Annotated in this window: 15 protein-coding genes; 6 read left to right on the top strand and 9 right to left on the bottom strand. The window is 73.8% G+C overall.

Annotated features, from left to right (window positions below; genetic code table 11):
- Both AB0J72_RS57265 and rph read right to left on the bottom strand, forming a co-directional pair.
- A partial coding sequence (locus AB0J72_RS57265) for an FAD-binding protein (RefSeq protein ID WP_363417173.1) occupies positions 1 to 847 on the bottom strand: 847 nt, incomplete at its 3' end.
- 58 nt (positions 848 to 905) lie between these two features.
- Positions 906 to 3452: a rifamycin-inactivating phosphotransferase gene (rph, locus tag AB0J72_RS57260; protein WP_363417170.1), complete on the bottom strand. Its 2547-nt coding sequence runs from the start codon at positions 3450 to 3452 to the stop codon at positions 906 to 908.
- A 255-nt stretch (positions 3453 to 3707) separates the two neighbouring features.
- Here rph and AB0J72_RS57255 point away from each other — a divergent pair, with 255 nt between their 5' ends.
- Positions 3708 to 5489, top strand: a complete 1782-nt coding sequence (locus AB0J72_RS57255; RefSeq protein ID WP_363417167.1) for an EAL domain-containing protein — start codon at positions 3708 to 3710, stop codon at positions 5487 to 5489.
- Between the two features lie 191 nt (positions 5490 to 5680).
- Complete coding sequence (locus AB0J72_RS57250; RefSeq protein WP_363417164.1) at positions 5681 to 5950, top strand: hypothetical protein; 270 nt, start codon at positions 5681 to 5683, stop codon at positions 5948 to 5950.
- Between the two features lie 12 nt (positions 5951 to 5962).
- On the opposite strand, the gene AB0J72_RS57245 is transcribed toward AB0J72_RS57250, so the two are convergent.
- Positions 5963 to 6274 (bottom strand): hypothetical protein, encoded by a 312-nt coding sequence (locus tag AB0J72_RS57245; RefSeq protein ID WP_363417161.1) that lies wholly within the window; start codon positions 6272 to 6274, stop codon positions 5963 to 5965.
- A 104-nt stretch (positions 6275 to 6378) separates the two neighbouring features.
- Here AB0J72_RS57245 and AB0J72_RS57240 point away from each other — a divergent pair, with 104 nt between their 5' ends.
- Positions 6379 to 7119, top strand: coding sequence for a hypothetical protein (locus AB0J72_RS57240; RefSeq protein WP_363417158.1), 741 nt, complete (start codon positions 6379 to 6381; stop codon positions 7117 to 7119).
- Positions 7120 to 7407: 288 nt separating this feature from the next.
- Here the strand turns inward: AB0J72_RS57240 and AB0J72_RS57235 are convergent, their stop codons facing one another.
- Complete coding sequence (locus AB0J72_RS57235) at positions 7408 to 9234, bottom strand: DUF6461 domain-containing protein (RefSeq protein WP_363417155.1); 1827 nt, start codon at positions 9232 to 9234, stop codon at positions 7408 to 7410.
- A gap of 41 nt (positions 9235 to 9275) precedes the next feature.
- Positions 9276 to 10271, bottom strand: coding sequence for a PLP-dependent aminotransferase family protein (locus tag AB0J72_RS57230; protein ID WP_363417152.1), 996 nt, complete (start codon positions 10269 to 10271; stop codon positions 9276 to 9278).
- 75 nt (positions 10272 to 10346) lie between these two features.
- Here AB0J72_RS57230 and AB0J72_RS57225 point away from each other — a divergent pair, with 75 nt between their 5' ends.
- Positions 10347 to 11246: an alpha/beta fold hydrolase gene (locus AB0J72_RS57225; RefSeq protein WP_363417149.1), complete on the top strand. Its 900-nt coding sequence runs from the start codon at positions 10347 to 10349 to the stop codon at positions 11244 to 11246.
- 7 nt (positions 11247 to 11253) lie between these two features.
- Here the strand turns inward: AB0J72_RS57225 and AB0J72_RS57220 are convergent, their stop codons facing one another.
- From AB0J72_RS57220 to AB0J72_RS57205, 4 genes are all read right to left on the bottom strand, one after another.
- The gene (locus AB0J72_RS57220) at positions 11254 to 12666 is read right to left on the bottom strand and encodes a diguanylate cyclase (RefSeq protein WP_363417146.1); all 1413 of its coding nucleotides are present in this window, start codon (positions 12664 to 12666) and stop codon (positions 11254 to 11256) included.
- Positions 12667 to 12699: 33 nt separating this feature from the next.
- A complete protein-coding gene (locus tag AB0J72_RS57215) occupies positions 12700 to 13890 on the bottom strand; it encodes an FIST N-terminal domain-containing protein (RefSeq protein ID WP_363417143.1) in 1191 nt (396 codons plus the stop codon).
- 161 nt (positions 13891 to 14051) lie between these two features.
- Positions 14052 to 14492 (bottom strand): discoidin domain-containing protein, encoded by a 441-nt coding sequence (locus AB0J72_RS57210; RefSeq protein WP_363417141.1) that lies wholly within the window; start codon positions 14490 to 14492, stop codon positions 14052 to 14054.
- Positions 14489 to 17254, bottom strand: coding sequence for a GH92 family glycosyl hydrolase (locus AB0J72_RS57205; protein WP_363417138.1), 2766 nt, complete (start codon positions 17252 to 17254; stop codon positions 14489 to 14491). The genes AB0J72_RS57210 and AB0J72_RS57205 overlap by 4 nt, the downstream gene beginning before the upstream one ends.
- A gap of 9 nt (positions 17255 to 17263) precedes the next feature.
- Between AB0J72_RS57205 and AB0J72_RS57200 the strand changes: the two genes are divergently transcribed.
- Together AB0J72_RS57200 and AB0J72_RS57195 are read left to right on the top strand one after the other, a co-directional pair.
- Entirely contained in the window at positions 17264 to 17800 is a 537-nt protein-coding gene (locus tag AB0J72_RS57200; RefSeq protein WP_363417135.1) for a hypothetical protein, read from the top strand.
- Positions 17801 to 17985: 185 nt separating this feature from the next.
- The coding region (locus AB0J72_RS57195) for an intradiol ring-cleavage dioxygenase (protein ID WP_363417132.1) at positions 17986 to 18939 on the top strand (954 nt) is incomplete at its 3' end.

Raw genomic sequence — 18939 nt, 5'->3', positions numbered from 1 at the left:
GGGGGGCGGCGGCTACACGGCGGCGAAGCACGCCCAGACGGCGGTCGCGGAGACCCTGCGCCGTGCCCACCACCGACGCGGCCGGCGGCAGGGCGGGGTCCTCGGGCACGGTGAGGTGCAGGCTGGCGGCGAGCTCGTCGGGTGCCGACGGCGCCCACGCCTGCCACGCCCGCACGACGGCGGCCGCGTGCCGCAGCGGCCAGGTCAGCCGGAAGCCGAGCATCGGCGGTGCGGGCACCGTGGCGAACGTCAGCGCGGTGACGGCGCCGAACCGGCCGGTCCCGCCGCGCAGCGCCCAGAACAGGTCGGCGTGGGTGCGCTCGTCGCAGGTGACGACCCGGCCGTCGGCGAGGACCACCTCCGCGGCGCGCAGCCGGTCGCAGGTGAGGCCGTGCATGCGGCCGAGGACGCCGAGCCCGCCGCCGAGGGTCAGGCCGGCGATGCCGACGCCCGGGCCGCAGCCGGCCGGGATCGTCCGGCCCGTCCCGTCGAGCGCGTCGTACACGCCGGCGAGGGTCGCCCCGGCGCCGACCCGGACCGTGCCGTCGCCCACCGCCACGGCGCGCATCGGTGCCAGGTCGATGACCACGCCGGTGGTGGTGGAGCGGCCCGCGAAGTCGTGCCCGCCGCCGCGCAGGACGGCGGGCAGGCCCGCCTCGCGGACGAACGCGACCGTCGCGGCGACGGCCGCCGGCGTGCCGCACCGCACCACCGCGAGGGGGCGTACGTGGTGGAACCGTGGGTCGGCGGGCCGCCGCAGCGCCTCGAACCGGGCGGACCCCGGCAGCGCCACCTCGTCCACGCCCCGGGCAAGCGCCGCCCAGCCGGCCGCCGTCGTCTGCGTCATGGCAGCGACGGTACGGCGGCCGGCGGGGCCGGCGCTTGAACGAATCGGGCACCCGGCCTCAGGGCAGGAGCTCGACGTAGCCTTCCGTGCCGTGGACCCGGATGCGCCGGCCGTCCTCGATGGCGGTGGTGGCGCCGACGACGGCGACGACCGCCGGGAGGCCGTATTCGCGGGCGATGACGGCGCCGTGGGTCATCTGGCCGCCGACCTCGGTGACCAGTCCGGCGATCGCCACGAACAGCGGGGTCCAGCTGGGGTCCGTGTAGGCGGTGACGAGGATGTCGCCCGGTTCGAGGTCGGCGTGCGCGAGGTCCAGCACGACGCGGGCGCGGCCCTCGACGACGCCCGCGGAGACCGGCAGTCCCGCCAGCGCACCCGCCGGGACGTCGTCGCGGCGGTACGCGCCGGTGATCGCCTCGCCGTCCGAGGTGAGCACGCGCGGTGGGGTGAGCGTCGCGTACGAGCGGAACTCCTCCCTGCGGCGGTCGATCAGCGACGCGTCGGCGTGGCCGGTGCGCACGACCTCGTGCAGTTCGTCGAAGCGCAGGTGGTAGACGTCGTCGCGGTCGCGGAGCACTCCGGCGCGGACGAGGCGGCCGGCCTCCTCCAGCAGCGCCTGCTTGTAGATGAAGTAGCGGCTGACCATCCCGTACTTCGGGTATTCGCGGTACCCGATGAACGTCCGCACCCGGTCGATCTTCTGCTTGGTCTCGCCGGCCTTCGCGGCGCCGTCCGGGAGGGCGCGCAGGCGCTCCAGCAGCTCCTGCTCCTTCGCGAGGGCGTCCTGCCGGCCCTCCTCGAAGCGCCGGGCGGCGGCGCCCGGCGCGAAGTTCCTGACGTTGCCGAGGATCACGGGCACGAGGGTCGCGGGCTCCTCGCTCCACCGCGGGCGGGTGATGTCGATCTCGCCGGCGCAGCGCATCCCGTACGTGTCGAGCCACGCCTCGATGGCGTCGCGCGCCTCGGGACCGCCGGGCAGCTTCGCCATGTCCTCCAACGAGAACTCGGCGTGCTCCAGGTAGGCCACCAGGTCCGGGTGCGGGCGGATCACGTCGGCGACGTCCAGCAGCGCCAGGCCCATCTCCGACGTGACGTTGTGCGGCACGGACTGGGTCAGCGGGTCGGACGCGTTCTTCTCCCCCAGCCACGTCTCGAGGTGCTCGTTGAGCCACCAGGCGGCCTCCATCGCCGACATGAACACCTGGTGGCTGCGCCGGTCGAACAGGAGCCGCCGCAGCTCCTGGAGGTCGGCCTGGACGAAGTCGAGCAGCGCCGTCCCGGACAGCGGGCGGATCGCCTCCCGCAGTTCGGCGATCGAGGCCTGGTGCTGCGCGATCAGGTCGACGACGACGGCCGGGTCGGTCGGGAGCTCCTCCGGCGTGGCGCCGGCCGGCAGCAGTGGCGGGGCCGCCGCCCCATCCGGCGCCGTTGCGATGTACCCGTCGCGGTCCAGGACGGTCCGCAGCGCGTCGCCGGTCAGCGGGTCGGACCTGCCGATCATCTCCAGCAACGCGGCCCGGCCGGCCGGCGCGGCGACCCGCGCGGTCACGTCGACGAACAGCCGCCCGCCGGCCTCCGCCATCGGCGCAGGCGTCGTCATCTGCCAGAACGAGAGCCCGAGCGGCTTCATCGCGTCGGTCATCATCTGCTGGTGGCCGACGGAGAGGTACACGTGGTTGGCCCCGTCGGTGGTCGCCGGGATCGGGAACAGCGTGGTGATCGGCCGGCTCTGCACGACGTGCAGGTCGTCGCCGGCCAGGCACCACTCGATGTCCTGCGGGCGGCCGAAGTGCGCCTCGATCCGCCGGCCGAGCTCCGCCAGCCGCACGACCTGCGCGTCGCCGAGCGCGGGCCGGGCCTGCTCGGCGGGGTCGATCGCCCGTTCCGACGTGCCGCCCGCCGGCGCGGGGTCGACGGCGAGCCGCTTGACGCCGACCGTCCTGGCGACGATCGTCGCGCCGCGCACCGTGTACGAGTCGGCGTTCACCAGACCGGACACGAGCGCCTCGCCGAGCCCGTGGACCGCCTCGACGCAGACGGACCGCCGGTCGCCGGTGACGGGGTCGGCGGTGAACATGACGCCGGACGCCTCCGGCAGGACCATCCGCTGGACCACCACCGCCATGTGCGCCGCGCCGTCCGGGATGCCGTTGCGCCGCCGGTACAGCACGGCGCGGTCGGTGAACAGCGACGCCCAGCACCGGCTGACGTGCCGCAGCACCTCGGCGGCGGGCACGTTGAGGTAGGTGTCCTGCTGGCCGGCGAACGACGCCGACGGCAGGTCCTCGGCGGTCGCGCTGGACCGGACGGCGAACGTCACGTTCGCGTCGAACCGTCCCACGGCGGTGGTGATCGCGGCCGCCACGTCGTCCGGGATCGCGGCATCCTCGATCATCTGGCGGACCCGCGCGTTCGGCGCCGCCGGGTCCGGCGCCGGCACCGCCGCCATCACCCGCTGGAAGGCGGCCGTGGTGACGCAGAACCCGGGCGGCACGCGCACGCCGTCGATCCTCGTCAGCGCGCCCAGATGCGCGCCCTTACCGCCGACCGCGTCGATGCTCGCCTCGTCGACCTCGTCCAGACCCAGCACGTACTGCTCGGGCATTCCGAATCCCCCCTTGCTCCGGCCGACGATTCTGCGCCAGGACCCGGGTCTTGCCGCAAGACCCCCGGTGCGGTATAAGTTAAGAGTGGCAAGGGGTCATCTCCTTGCCTTTCGTTGTTTCCGGGGCCACCTCCCGAGCGCCGTCGGTGGCCGTCCGCATGCGGGCCGCTGCGCCGGCTGAATAGCAGGTGACAGGCTGCTTACCGGCGAGTACAGCCCTTGGTGCCACGGGTTTGCTCGCTGATGATTGACGCCGTGGATCACGGGGATGCCGCCATGCCGTCCGACACGGTCGGGCCACTCGCGCGGCCGGTCGGCGTCGTCGAGTCCACCATGCGATGCGAGGACCTCGACCTGATGTTCCGCGCGGACCCGTCGCTGCACAGCGTCGCGGTCATGTACCTCGACGGCGGCATCGGACTCATCAGCCGCGGCCGCTTCGCCCAGCTGATGTCGGGCCCGTTCGGGTACGGGCGGGCGCTATGGGCGCGGACCCCGGCCGGGCGGACCGCCGACCCCGCCCCGATGATCGTCGAGGAGACCGCGCTCGTCGCCGACGTGTGCGAGCAGGTGAGCCGCCGGGACCAGGTGCGCCGCTACGACGACGTGCTGGTCCGCCGCCCCGGCGGCGGGCTCGCCCGGGTGTCCGCGGCCCGGCTGTACGAGACGCTCGCCGCCCTCATGGCGGTCCAGGCGATCCGCGATCCGCTGAGCGGCCTGGCGAACCGGGCCCGGTTCCTGCACCGGCTGACCGCCGCCTGCCGCGACGGCGACCAGACCGGCCTCGCCGTCGCGTACCTCGACCTCGACCGCATGAAGCACGTCAACGACACGCTCGGGCACGCGGTCGGCGACCGGCTGATCGTCTCCATCGCGCACCGGCTCACCGCCGCCGCCGACCCCGGCAGCGTCGTCGCCCGGCTCGGCGGCGACGAGTTCGCGGTGCTGACCCGCGTCGCCGGCGCGCGCCAGGAGCACGCGGCGCTCACGCTCGGCGAGCGGTTCCGCCGGGCCGTCGCCGCGACCGATCCGGCGCTGCCCGCGGGGGCGCACAGCACGGCGAGCGTCGGGGTCGCGGTGGCCGGGCCCGGTGCCGACGGTGCGACGCTGCTGCGGGAGGCCGACGCCGCGATGGACCGCGCGAAGCAGGCCGGCGCCGACCGCGTCCAGGCGGTCCACGGCGTCGGGGCGCTCACCGATGGCCACGGCGACGTGCTCGCCGCGATGGACCGGGGCGAGCTGCGGCTGTTCTACCAGCCGATCATCGGCATCGACGACGGGCGCGTCTGGTCGGTGGAGGCGCTCGTGCGCTGGCAGCACCCGCAACGGGGCTTGCTGACGCCGGACCGGTTCCTGCCGGAGCTGCGCCGGCTCCGGCAGCTGCCGCAGCTGGACCGCTGGGTCCTCGACCGCGCCTGCGCCGACGTCGCGCGGTGGGACGCGGTGCTCGGCGACCGGGCGCCGCGGTGCGTCAACGTCAACCTCACCATCGACACGCTCGGCGCCGCCGAGCTCACCTCGCTCGTGCTGGACTCGTTGCGCCGCAACGGATCCGCGCCCAGCCGGCTGCGGGTCGAGCTGCCCGAGTCCGCGGACTTCGCCCAGCTGCAGGACGCCGCCGGCCGGCTGCGGGACCTGCGCGACACCGGCGTCGGCATCGTCCTGGACGACATGGGCGCCGGCTCCGCGACCCTGCGCAACCTCTCCGCCCTGCCCGTCACCGGCGTGAAGATCGACCGGTCGTTCGTCGCGGGCATGCTCGACAACCGCAGCGACTTCGCCGTCGTCAAGCTCCTCGGCGACCTGGGCCGCAGCGTCGGCATCGACGTCACCGCCGAGGGCGTCGAGGCCGACGAGCAGCTGGAGGCGCTGCGGCAGCTCGGCGTCCGGTTCGCGCAGGGCTACCACCTCGGCCTGCCCGCCCCCGCCGAGCACCTCACCGCCCTGCTCCGCACCGGCGCCCGCCCCCGCGGCGTCGCCAGCATCCCGGTCGACCCGGCCGCCCGCCCCGCCACCGCCGGCCGCCACCGCGTCTGACCCGCCGCCGCTCGCTCGCGGCGGCGCGAATCGTCAGGCCGTCGTCCGCCGGTACCGACGTCACCGCACGTTCAGTGCAGCACAACCTGTGGGCGCTAGCGTCTCGGCGTGTCTTTCGTGGAGCGGCTCGTGTGTCATCCCCGGTTGCCGCTGGTCGCCGGGCCGGACTCGGCGCGGGCGGCGGTGCGCGTGTGGCGGGTGGACGCGGAGAGCTCCGCGAGCTCGGGGTCGTCGACGGAGAGGTCGAGGAGTACCGGACCACCACCGACCTGCTGCCCGCGGACGCCGACCTGCGGACCGCCCTGCTCCGCAGCGACGGACGGCGCATCTGGGCCGCCGAGGACCTCGCCACCGTGACCGAGGCCGACGAGCACGACCCGACCTGGCTGCAGTTCCACGCCGCGATCAACGCGATCAACCAGCAGCAACCCACGGAGAAGCGGGACACCGCGGGCGGTTGACGGACGTCACGATCACGCGTGTGGTGGCATAATCGTCGCCATGATCGCGAGAATCGAGTCCTCCGTCCGCCGGTGAGCGAGACGACCGAGCCCGGACCGCTCTTCGCCCACGCGCTGCGTCTGCACCGGCAGCATCCGGATGGTGTCCTGCCCCGTGACGGCGCACCGTATCCGGACGACGGACCCCACCGGCACGGGCCGCGACCCGAGCCCCACGAGGATCGGCGATTCGACGGCGTCGATGCCGCCACCATCCTCGACCGGCACTTCGCCAGGGCCGGTGCACCGCCGGGCGAGCTCGCCGGCGCGTTTCACGACGTCCACGTGCCGATCCACCGCAACGAGCACATCGCCGCCGCGGCGCTGCGCGCGGACCGGGACCGGGTGCGGCAGACCGGCCGGTGGCTCGTGCGGCACAGCACGGACCGGTGCGCCGCGACGGTCGGGCTGGCGCTGCTCGCCACGGACTGGACGGAGGACGACATCCCGCTCATCCAGACCATCGGCCTGCTGTCGAACCAGTTCGGGGCGCTGGCCGCCGAGGCGCTGCAACGCCGCGGGGCGGGGAGGCGCTGCTGTGGCTGGCCGAGCGGGTCGCGGGCTGGGGCCGGGTCTACGTCGTCGAGGCACTGTGCCGCGGCGGCGGCACCTCCTCCCGGTCCTGGCTGCTGCGCCGAGCCTGCGACGGCGACTTCCTCAACGGCTACTTCGCCGGCAAGGTCGCCACCGCGGCCCACCTGCACGAGGCGATCACCGGTGCGGACGTCGACGACGACCTGGTCGACCACACCGGCCGGCTCCTGGCGGTCATGGCCGACTGCGATGGCATGGGCCTGACCCTCGATCACTACCCACCGGCACCTGCCGTCCTGGCCGCTCATGCGGGGCACCTCGCCCGGCAGACGCCGACGGTGAGCCGGTACGTCGACGCCGCGATCATCGTCGACCACCTGACGAGCAAGCCCCCGGACCGGTGCGGGTGCACCGCCGAGCAGCGTGACCGGGTCGCGGAGCAGTACCTCACGGTGCTCGACCGGGCCGACTGGTGCGACGCGGTCCGCGCGGGCCTCGACCCGGCCGGCGACTTCTTCCACTGGTTCGCCACCGACGTGGCCGCGCGGCTCCGCCTGCGCGCGTTCGCCGACCTGACCGGAGGTGCCGACCGGTGAGCACCGGCCGCCGGCCCTTCTGACGGGACACCGCGGGAGGTTGCCGGACATTACGATCGGGCGATGCCATCCCGGATGCGGCTGGTCGTGGCTCTCGGTGCGCTCGCCGCGGTGGGGTTGCCGTGGCGGTCTACGTGGGCGTTCGGCCGGACGGCAAGCCGGCGCCGCTTCACGCTGCGCGCTGTACGGGCCGATCGGCGACTGGGACCCGAGCCGCCCCGGCAACGTCTGGACGAACAACCGCCTCGACAACGGCACGGCGATCGCCAACAAGCCCTCGTAGACGCCCTACGGAAGGTCGAACGCCGCCCGGAAGGCGGCGCTCGTCGCCGCCGGGTCGCCGAGGTGCATCGCGTCGCGGACGGTGGCCATGGCCGCGATCAGCGGGTCGTCGTCGCGGGCCATGACGACCGCCTGCAGCGCGAAGACCGCCGGGTCGATCGGTGGCGGCGCATGGTCGCCGAACGACACGCTCAACCGGTGCGTGATGCTCTCCACCGGCACGTCGCGCCAGCGGGCGAACGCGGCGTCGAAGTCGGTGAACCACGGCGGTGGCGGCGCGCCGCGTTCGAGGGCGGTGACGCCCGCCTCGACCCAGTCCTCGGCGATCATGCCGGACCGGGTGCAGCAGTACCGCGCCGCCCACGCCGCCATCGCGCGCTGCGTCCGGGGCCCGGCCTCGGCGATCCGGTCGATGAGGTCACGGTCGTGCGGGACCAGGCCGAGCGTGGCGGACTGCACGTCAGGCTCGAGCAGCCGCGGGTCGGCGGGGATCCGCCCACCCCACGTGTTGCGCAGGTCCTCCAGCCGCCACCGCTCGGCGTCGCGCTCCCGCGCCTCCCGCTTGCGGCGCACGGCGTCCCGCTCCCGCGGCGGCGGTTGCGGCGGCGGGATCACGACGTCGCGCAGCTCGGGGAAGTCCCGCCACAGGTCCGCGAACAGCTGCGGCATCGGCCTGCCGTCGGCCGCGCCGGTCCTGGCGAACTGCCAGCACAGGTCCGCCGCCGGATTGACGGAGTCCCACTGCACCACCAGCCCCCGGGCGATGTTGGCGCGATGCGCGCGGTCCTGGCGGAACGGCAGGAACACGGTCGTCGCCAGGTAGGGGTCGAGGGCCTGCTCGACGACCTGCACGTCCTGCGCCGGCACCGGCTCGCCGCGGTGGACGAGGTCCCGGACCCGCCCGAACCACGGCTCGTCCACCAGCCCGGCGGCGCGGAACGGCCGCTCCCACGCCCACATGAAGATGCGCCCGATCAGCTCGGCCGGCGCGAATGCGATGGCCATGGCCATGGCACGGTCCTCGTCGTAGACCGCCGGCCCGGCCGATCCCAGCGCCCTGACCCGCCGGTCGGTGACCCCGCGCCGGCCCCACCCCTCGAAGTCCTCGCCGGTCCAGTCGCCCGGGTCCGCCACGTACGCCTCGAGCGCCTCCCGCACCTCCGCGTACCAGGGCTCGGCCGCGACCCGGCTGCCCGGCCCGCCGACGCCGGCGCAGCGGAAGGTCGCGGCGTGCAGGTGCTCGGCGTCCCACCGCACGCCGGTCATCCGCTCCATCAACGCGAACGTCCGCTCCTGGAAGTCCGCGTCGAAGTCGTCGTCGTCGGGGTCATCGCCGGGGTCATCGCCGGGGTCATCGCCGTAGCCGCCGAACGTGAAGCCCAGCTCGGTGAGCAGCCCGTCGAGCCGCCCGGGCTCGGCGCCGTAGAGCTCGTCCGGGTACCCCGGGTTGAAGCGCACCAGCTCCCTGCCGCCGGCCGCCCACGTGAAGCTCGGCGTGGTGTTCTCGTTGTAGTAGAACGACACCAGCTCGCCGGCCGCGGACAGCGCCCGCACCACGTCGCGGTCCGTGCACAGGTACCCGTTGGGTTCGATGACCATCGTCCAGCCGCCGAGCCGCGTCGCGACGACGTACATGAGGTCGCTGGGGTGCGGGACCCCGTGCTCGTCGACCCGCTCCCGCACGGCGTCCTCGGCCAGCAGCGCCGTCTGCGCGGACACGATCGGGACCGGGTCGGCCCCACCCAGGATGCCGATGACCTCGTCCGGCCCCGCGCCGCGGACCAACGTGACACAGAAGTTCGGGGGCAGCACCTGCTCGACCCCTTCGACCACCCCTCCACTGTCCCCCGGGTGACCGCGCGGGCGCAGGCGAATCAGCGGGGCCGCTCCCCGGACAGCCACGCGCACAGCCCGGTGATCGCCGGGGTGACGTCGGCGGTCGGCAGGCCACCGAAGCCGACGAGGAAGCCGTCCCGTGGACGCCCGCGCTGGTACGTGCGGCGCAACGAGCTCAGCAGGATGCCGTGCTCCTCCGCCAGGCCGTCGAAGGCCGCGTCCGGCGGGGTGCCGGGGCCGACGACGGCGAGGTGCAGCCCGGCCTGCGCGGGCAGCGGGTGGTATCCGGCCGGGAGCCGGGCGCGCAGCTCGCGGCAGAGCCGGTCCCTGCGGCGGCTGTACGCGGCCCGGGCGCGCCGCAGGTGCCGGCCGAAGTGGCCGTCGGCGATGAGCGCGGTGAGCGCGTCCTGGATCAGGGGCGGCGGGCACCAGTCGACGGCTTGCCGGACGGCGGTGATCGCCGGTGCCAGGGTCGGCGGGGTGACCAGGAACCCCGCGCGCACGGCCGCGCCGAGCGTCTTGCTGAACGTGCCGATGTAGATCACGCGGCCGTCGCGGTCCATGCGGAACAGGGGCTCCAGCGGCCGGGCGGTGTGCCGGAACTCGGTGTCGTAGTCGTCCTCGAGCACGGCGGCGTTGTTGGCGCCGGCCCACCGCAGCAGCTGTGCCCGCCGGGACCGGGCCATGACCACGCCGAGCGGGTACTGGTGCGACGGCGTGACGTAGACGAGCCGCGCCGCCGCCGGGATCGCGTCCACGACGATGCCGTCGTCGTCCACGGGCACCGGCACCACGTCCGCGCCGTGGGAGCGCAGCAGCTCGTGCACCGGCGGGTAGCCGGGCTCCTCGACCGCGACGACGTCGCCGGGCTCGGCCAGGACGCGGGTCACCAGGTCGACGGCGTGCGCCGCGCCGGACGTCACGACGACCTGCTCCGGGCCGGCCGTCACGCCGCGGGACATGCCGATCCAGTGCGCGATCGCCGCGCGCAGGTCCTCGTTGCCGGCCGGGTCGCCGTGATGGGTCGGCAACACGCAGTACACGACCGGCGAGCTGCTGACGAGATAAGGGCTTCCCCTGACCTCGTCCGGCCGGGCAGGATCGGCGGAATGACGAGATTCGGGGTGCTGATCGTCGGGTTGGTGTGGTGGCTGGCGGCGTGTTCCGCGGCGCCGCCGGTCGAGCGACCGGCGGACGGGCCGGGGGCGACGCTGACCGTCGCCCTCGACGGCCGGCCGTTCCAGCTGCACCTGCCCACCTCGTCCGCCGCGGGGACGAGGCTGCCGCTGGTCGTGCTGCTGCACGGGTACCGGTCCGACGGGGGCGAGGCGGAGCGGTACTTCGGGTTCACCGCCGAGGCCGACCGGCGCGGGTTCCTCCTCGCGGTGCCGGACGGGACCAGGAACGCCCGGGGCCAGCGGTTCTGGAACGCGACGAGCGCGTGCTGCGACTTCGAGCGCTCCGGCGCCGACGACTCCGGGTACCTGCAACGGCTGATCGACGCCGTGAAGGCCGCGCATCCCGTCGATGCGAGCCGCGTCTATCTCGTCGGGCACTCCAACGGCGGGTTCATGGCCTACCGCATGGCGTGTGAGCACGCGGACAGCGTCACGGCGATCGTCTCGCTCGCCGGGGCCGTGGACCGGGACGCCGCCGGGTGCGCGCCGTCCCGGCCGGTCGGCGTCCTGCAGATCCACGGCACCGCGGACGACACCATCCGCTTCGACGGGGGCACGAACGGCGGCCAGGCATACCCGTCCGCCGCGGCCTCGGTCGAGCGGTGGCGGCAGTACGACGGCTGCACGGACCAGGCCGCGGCGGCGACGGCGCCGCTGGACCTCGACGCCACGCTCCCCGGCGCGGAGACCACGGTGACGACGTATCAGGCCGGCTGCCGGCAAGGCAGCCTGGTGACGTTGTGGACGATCAAGGACGGCGGGCACGTGCCGGCGCTGTCCGCGACGTTCTCCGCGTCGGTCCTCGACCACCTGCTCGCGCAGTCCCGGTAGGCGCGGGTCACGGCACGAGGGCGGGGCCCTGCAGCACCCGCAGGGCCTCCGCGTCGGCGGACTTCGCCAGCACCGACCGGCCCCGTCCGGCCCGCTTCGCCTCGTACATCGCCATGTCGGCGCGGGCGATCAGCTCCTGCTCGTCGGTGGAGGTGTTCAGCGCGATCCCGATGCTCGCACCGACCTCGGCCAGGCCGCCGGGCACCGCGACCGGGTGGGACAGCTCCTCGATGAGGCGCTGCGCCGCCTCGTGCGCGTCCCGCTCGCCGGCCGGGCACAGCACGACGGCGAACTCGTCGCCGCCCAGACGGCCGACGAGGTCGGTGCGGCGGACCGCGTCCTGCAGCCGCCGGGACAGCTCGGCCAGCAGCAGGTCGCCGGCGGCGTGACCCAGGCCGTCGTTCACCGCCTTGAACCGGTCCAGGTCGACGAAGAGCAGCGCGACCGAACCGGGCTCGGGGCGCTCGGCCAGGCACTGCCGCAGCCGCTCGTGGAAGAGCGCGCGGCCGGGGAGCCCGGTCAGCGGGTCGTGGCGGGCGGCCTCCATGTCCTGCGCCGCGCGGGCGTCGGTGAGCGCGAGGCTGATGTGCTCGGCGAGGGACAGCAGGTTGTCGCGGTCGGTGGCGTCGAGCCGGCGCCGGCCGGCGACGGTGGTGACGAGCGCGCCGACGGTGCGGCCCCGCTCGTGGACCGGCGCGGCGAACGACTGCCGGGCGCCGTCGAGGTGTTCCTGCGGCCGGTCGACGTCGATGACCGCGGCGGCGAACGCCTCGTCCGCCAGCGTCCGGCGGCGCCAGTGCAGGGGACCCGCGCCGCTGTCGCGGGTGACGAGCACGTGGCCGGCGGAGTCGGGGTCGACGAGGAACAGCTCCGCCGCACCCGTCTCGGTGCTCAGCACGTCACCCGTGGCGGCCAGCGTCGCCCGCGCCACCTCCGCGAGTGGGGCGCGGCGGGAGATGAGGCGCTGGATGTCGTACAGGTGCCGCACCTGCCGCTCCCGCCGCCGCTCCGCCTCGAGGGTGCGCAGCATCCGCAGGGTCAGCCCGAGCACCTTCGCCATGCCCCTGATCAGGTTGTGCTCGGCGACGGTGAACGCGTCCTCGACCCGGGCCAGCACCAGGACGCCCTCGTCGGGTCGGCCGAGCTGCGCCCAGCCGGCGCCGCAGGGGCCGATGCCCGGCAGGTCGACCTCGCCGCGGCCGCGCGGCACCGCGGCCAGGCGGGCGTAGTCGGGCGAGCCGTGCGGCAGGCCGACCGCGTCGACGACGGCGTCGGCCACGAGCAGCGCGCAGACCTCGGCCTCGACCGTCTCCGCGGCGCACTCGATGGCGGCGTGCACCGCGCTCTCCTCGTCGTCGCAGCTGGAGACGACCGCGAGCAGCTCGACCAGTTGCTGCGCGGCCAGGGCTCCGTCCACCACGGCGGCGAACTCCTTCCGTCGGGAGCTTCCGGGTCAGCCGAACGCGAGCACGACCATCGTCTGGTTGTGAAAGCCGTTGATGCCTCGGGTCCGTGCGATCTCACCGTACGTGTAGAAGCCCGCGAATGGGATGTCCCCCGCCTGCTCGGCGATCCGCTCGCCCTCCTTCACCACGCCGGCGTCGCCCAGCACCGCCCGGCACGCGGCGCAGCTCAGGGTCAGCAGCCCGACGGGGGTGCGCCCGTCCAGCTGCTCGATCGCCGAGCGGCAGGCCCGCGCCGACGCCGTGACCACCGACTCCTCGTCGCCCTCCATCGCGAACGTGAGCGCGCCGAGCGACAGGTCACCGCCGCCGCCGATGGTCCGTCCGTCGACGTCGACCGCCGTGCTGAGGTTGCGCACCTCGATCCCGCTGCGCCGCTGCACCCCGAGGGGGCGGCTCAGGACGTAGTGCCGCAGGGCGGTCTCGTCCTGGTAGACGTCCGCGGGTGCGCCGAGCCGGTCGAGGTACGTGTCGAGCGCCGGCGCGTCGTCCAGCTCCTGCACCCGGCCGTCGCCGCTCTGCGTCACGACCATCGGCTCGCCCGCCGGCCGCCAGCCGTGGTCGATGCCGATGGCGATCGGCGCCGCGGAGGCGATGCAGGCCGCGACCACGCCGTTGCTGTGGACGTCGTCGCCGTGCAGCTGGAACGTCCCCGACATCCGCCAGCCGTCCCCGGCCGCGCCGCCGAACAGCGGCACACCGGCGCCGAGCAGCCCGTACGCCCCGCGGATCACCGACTCCTGGTCGCGGGCCAGCCCGTCGGTGAGCAGCACCAGCACCCGGTGCGGCAGCTCGTCGACGGCCGCGACGCACCGGGCGGCCTCGGCGCCGGCCTCCCGCTGCCGGCCGCTGATCTCCGCGACCGCCGTGGTGCTCACCGAGAACCCACCGCCGAGCGCGGTGACGACGACGCTGCCGTCCCGGGGGCCGCCGGCGTCGATCTCGCCGTGCGTCGAGCACCCGATCATCGGCACACCGGGCGCCGCGTCCCGGATGCCGTCGACCAGGCGCCGCGGGTCGTGCCCGATGCCGGCGAACACGAGCAGCAGCTTCGGCTCCGCGCCGGTCAGTGCCGCCAGGGTGGCCGCGCGGCCCGCGTCGAACGAGTCGGCGGCCACCGAGGTGCCCACGGCCATCCACCGTCCGCCGCCGCCCCCGGCCGGCCCGGTCTCCACGGTCATGCGCGCTCCCCCTGCCTCCGGCCACCGACCCTGCGCGGGCAAGGCGTCAACCGCACATCGGCCGGCGTCGACTCAGGTTTAGCAGAGCTGACCGGATCGGTGGGTCCCGAGCGCGCCGCGCCGGCCGGCTGACGGGCACGGCCGGCGCGGTCGGGCAGGGGTCAGGCGAGCAGCTGAAGCTCCGCGAGCTGGGTCTCCGCGGCGCCGTGGTTGGCGGTGATCTGCAGGCGGAACCGCGAGTAGGTCGCGGTGGCCGGGACGGTGAACGCCCGCGTCTGTCGACGGTCGGCAAAGTCGACGTTGTTGCGGGCGTCCACCGTCGTCCAGGTGACCCCGTCGTTCGAGCCCTGCAGCACCCAGTTCCTGGGGTCGCGGCCGGGCAGGTCGTCGGCGGAGGTCAGGGTGTACTGGCGGACCGTGGTCGCGCCGGACAGCTGGCAGGTGATGGTGGCGGTGGCGGCGAAGGCGAGCCACTTGGTCATCGAGGTGTCGTCGGTGAGGGCGGCCTTGCTCTCCCCCGGCGGGTTCTCGCCGGTGACGGTGACGGTGCTGCCGGTCGCCCTGTCCTTCTGCTGCACCGGCACGGCGCTCCCGGTGGTCATGGACGCCGGGACGTCGTTGGCGCCGGTGCCCCAGGAGGACGGGTTGGGCCCGTCACGAAGCTCAGCGTGCCGCCCGCGAGGAGGTCGGCGTGGGTCAGGTAGTTCTTCGTGCAGGTGGTGCCGTTGAGGGTGGCGCTCTGGATGTACCGGTTGGTGTCGCTGACCCCGGGCGCGTTGACGGTGAACGTGCGCCCGTTCTCCAGGTTGACCGTCGCCTTCGCGTGCAGCGGCGCGCCGATCGTGTAGTCGGTGCTGCCCATGCGGGCCGGGTAGAAGCCGAGCGCGGAGAAGATGTACCAGGCGGACATCTCCCCGTTGTCCTCGTCGCCGAGGTAGCCGCCGCCGGTCCCGGCGCCGGAGTTGTAGTAGCGCTGCAGCGTGGTGCGGACCGCGTTCTGCGTCTTCGCCGGGGTGCCGGCGTAGTTGTACATGTAGAGCTGGTGGTGCGTCTCCTCGTTGGCGTGCGCGTACTGGCCCATGTTGGCGTCGTAGATCTCGCGCATCTCGTGGATGGTGCCGCCGTAGCAGCCCGGCAGGTAGTCGCGGGGCGCGGCGAGCATGGCGTCGAGCTTCGCGGAGAGCTGGGCGCGGCCGCCGTACAGGTTGGCCATGCCCTGCGGGTCCTGCGGCGCCGGCGTCGCGTAGTGCCACGGCGCGCCCTCGACGAACTCGCAGCCCCACAGGTTGGGTTTGAAGTCGGCGTCGCTGGTGCGCCACGCGCCGTTGCTCTGCTTGCCGCGGAAGAAGCCAACCGACTGCGAGAACAGGTTCGTGTAGTCGAGGGCCCGGTTGCGGAAGTAGGCCGCGTCGTCGGTGCGGCCGAGCGCCTGCGCCATCTGCGCGATGCCGAAGTCGTTGGTGGCGCTCTCCAGGGTCCACGACGCCGAGTCACCGCGGACGTCGGAGGGCAGGTAGCCCTTGAACGTCGACACGTCCAGCCCGACCCGGCCGTTGATCATCGGCGAGTACACGGTGGCGTTCTTCACCATCGAGGCGTAGGCGGCGTTCACGTCGAAGTTGCGGACGCCCTTCATGTACGCGTCGGCGATCGCGAGGTCCTGGTTGGTGCCCGGCATCGCGGCCCGGTTCCACGGCCCCGACCAGCTCGGCGTCCAGCCGACGGTCTTGTACACGTTGACGAACCCGTCGAGCATCTCCCCCGCCCGCGTGGGCTCCAGCAGCGTCAGCAGCGGCCACTCGGCGCGGGCGGTGTCCCAGAAGCCGTTGTTGACGTACATCTGCCCGTCGTGGAGCTGGCTGTCGTACGGGCTGTGGTACCGCCGCACGCCGCCGACCATCTCGGCGCGGTTGTTCGGGTACATGAACGTCCGGTACAGGTTGGAGTAGAACGTGACGAGCTGGTCGCCGGACGCGCCCTCGATACGGATCTTGCCCAGCGTCGCGTCCCACTGGGCCTGCGCCTCGTCCCGCACGGTGTCCAGGGACTTGCCGCCGCCCTCCTGGCTCAGGTTGGCCGCGGCCTGCGCGACGCTGATCCAGCTGGTGCCGACGCGCAGGGTGACCTGCTGGTTCGCGCCGGTGGCGAAGCGGACCCAGCCGGTGCCGCCGGTGCCGGACGCGGCGATCGCGGTGTCGACGGTCGCGGAGAAGTACAGCTTCGCGCCGCGGTGGTCGGCGTAGCCGGAGATCGTCCGGCTCGCGGTGTCGACCGCGAACGAGCCGGCGGCGCTGTCGACGACGTCGAACAGGATCGTCGAGTCCGACGCGGCGGGGAACGTGAAGCGCATGACGCCGGCGTGGTCGGTCGGCGCGATCTCGGCGGTGATGCCGTACGTGTCGAGGCGCGTCTTGTAGTAGTGCGCCTTGGCGACCTCGTTGGCGTGGCTGAACGTGGACTTGCGGGCGTCCGGTGTCGTCTTCAGCGCGCCGGTCATCGGCATGATCTGCAGCTGGCCGTAGTCGCCGATCCACGGGCTCGGCTGGTGGCTGATCGCGAAGCCCTGCACGGTCGTGGCCTTGTACTCGTACAGCCATCCGTCGTTGTTGCCGTTGGTCACCGGCGTCCAGAAGTTGAACCCGTGCGGGACGGTCGCGCCCGGGAACGTGTTGCCCCGCGAGTAGTCGCCGGTGGAGTCGGAGCCGCGGCGCGTGTCGACGAGGTCCGACAGCCGACCGGCGGTGTTGGCCGCGATCGTGATGTCGTCGAAGTATCCGCGGAACGTGCCGGTCCCCTCGGGCTTGTCGTAGCCGACGAGGATCCGGTCGATGGTCCTGCCGGCGACCTTCGCGCCGATGTCGGACGTCACGTAGTTCCACGTGTCGAAGTTGAGGACCCAGCCGGTGCCCTGGTCGTGCGGGTGGATCCGGACGCCGTGCTGGTCCACGGCGCCCGAGTCGCGCAGCCGGGTGCCGTCGGTGAACACGAGGTCCACGGCGACGTCGAGGTTGCCGCCGCTCTGCGGGAACACCCAGTAGGACAGCGTGGTGGCAGCCCCGACGGCGATGTCGACGTCGAACACCCGGTTGTAGGAGTAGCTGGTCGTGGCGCTGGTGTCGGCGCCGGAGTACATCAGCGCGGCGGTGCCGGTGTGCGCGGACTCGTTGCGGGTGCCGCTCTCCATGCCGGTGAGGCCGCAGCAGTACCCGCCGACGCCGGCGCTGCTGTCGACGCTGTTGGTCCAGGTGGGCTGCGGGTCGCCGGCCTCGAAGCCGGTGCTGAAGCCGGTGGCGGCGGCAACTACGCGTTCACCGCCTCGGACAGCGTCGGCCTCGGCGACCGCACCAACCCCGTCCGGGTCCACGACACGAACGTGAACGCGTCCGGGTGGCCGCAGGAGTGGATCCCGCTGACCCAGCAGGAGAACGCCGAGGGCGGTCTCGGCCGGTACGGCATGGGCGGCACCAACGTGGTCGAGTACGCGCCCGGCAAGGGCCTCGTGTGGTTCCTCAAGAACGACCGGGGCGGCTCCGGCTGCCACTGCATCGTCGGCGCCGGCGTCGCCACGGTGACCGCCGACGCGGGCGGCGCCCGCGCCACCCGGGCCGGCACCGGCGTCATGTGGAACGGCGCCACCGAGCCGCACTGGGGCGACGTCGGCGTCACCTACGACCCGCGCGACGGCAAGGTCTACGTCGGCTACACCGACATCATGGTCATGACCGCGCCGAACCTCGAAGGCCCGTGGACGAAGGCGTTCACGGTCGCCTCGACCTGCCCGGGCAACCAGTGCGGTGCGGTCCGCTACGCCATCGCGCCGCACCCCGAGTACGACCCGACCGGCCGCACCCTGCCCGTCACCTGGACCGACGCCAACGTCATCCACAGCGCCCGCCTCCACTGGCGCTGACCCCGCACCGCCGTCGCCACCTGGGAGTCGTCGGACCCGTGCCGCGGCGACGGCATTCGCCGTACCACATAAAATGCGCAAATCGCCCAATACGGTAGACAGGCCGGTCGCAGCTGGTTGCCAGGTGGCTGCCAGCTTCGACGGTCAGGTTGTGGGGGCAGACGACCGTCAGGGAGGTTTCGATCGTGGAACAGGCACCGTCATACGAAGGCCGCGCGTACACCCGGCCCGAGGAGGACCTGTACGACCAGGGGCTGGGCTTCGACCTCGGCACGATGGTGCGGCGCCGGCAGCTGCTGCGGGTCTTCGGCCTCGGCGCCGCCGCGATCGGCCTGACCGCCGCCTGCGACTCCGGCGGTGGCAGCGGGAGCGGCACGCCCAGCGCCGGCGCGAGCTCGTCGGGTGCGGCGTCCACGACCGGTGAGATCCCCGACGAGACCGCCGGCCCGTACCCGGGCGACGGCTCCAACGGGCCGAACGTGCTCACCACGAGCGGCGTCGTGCGCAGCGACATCCGCTCGTCCTTCGGCACCGCGAGCGGCACCGCGGCGGGCGTGCCGATGACGCTGGAGCTCAGCATCGTCGACCTCGCCAAGGGTGCGGGCACGCCGTTCGCCGGCGTGGCGGTGTACGTGTGGCACTGCGACCGGGAGGGCCGGTACTCGCTGTACTCCGAGGGCGTCACCGACCAGAACTACCTGCGCGGCGTGCAGATCGCCGACGCGCAGGGCAAGGTGAAGTTCACCAGCGTCTTCCCCGCCTGCTACTCGGGCCGCTGGCCGCACATCCACTTCGAGGTGTACCCGGACCAGGCGAGCATCGCCGACGCGTCCAAGGCCATCGCCACCTCCCAGGTCGCCCTGCCGAAGGACGTCTGCGACAAGGTGTACGCCACCACCGGCTACTCCGCCTCGGTGCAGAACCTGTCCCAGGTGACCCTGCAGAACGACAACGTCTTCGGCGACGACGCCGGCGCCCTCCAGCTCGGCACGGTCACCGGCGACGTCACCGGCGGCTTCGCGGTCTCCCTGGCGGCGAAGGTCGACACCACGACGACCCCGACCGGCGGCGGCGCCCCTCCCGGCGGCGGCCCGGGCGGTTCGGGCGGCCCCGGCGGCCCGCGCCCGAGCGGGCCGCCG

It is taken from the genome of Dactylosporangium sp. NPDC049742 (assembly GCF_040674675.1).
Taxonomy (GTDB): Bacteria; Actinomycetota; Actinomycetes; order Mycobacteriales; family Micromonosporaceae; genus Dactylosporangium; species Dactylosporangium maewongense.
Note: the sequence above shows the minus strand (reverse complement) of the source record. Positions and strands in the feature narration are given on the sequence as shown.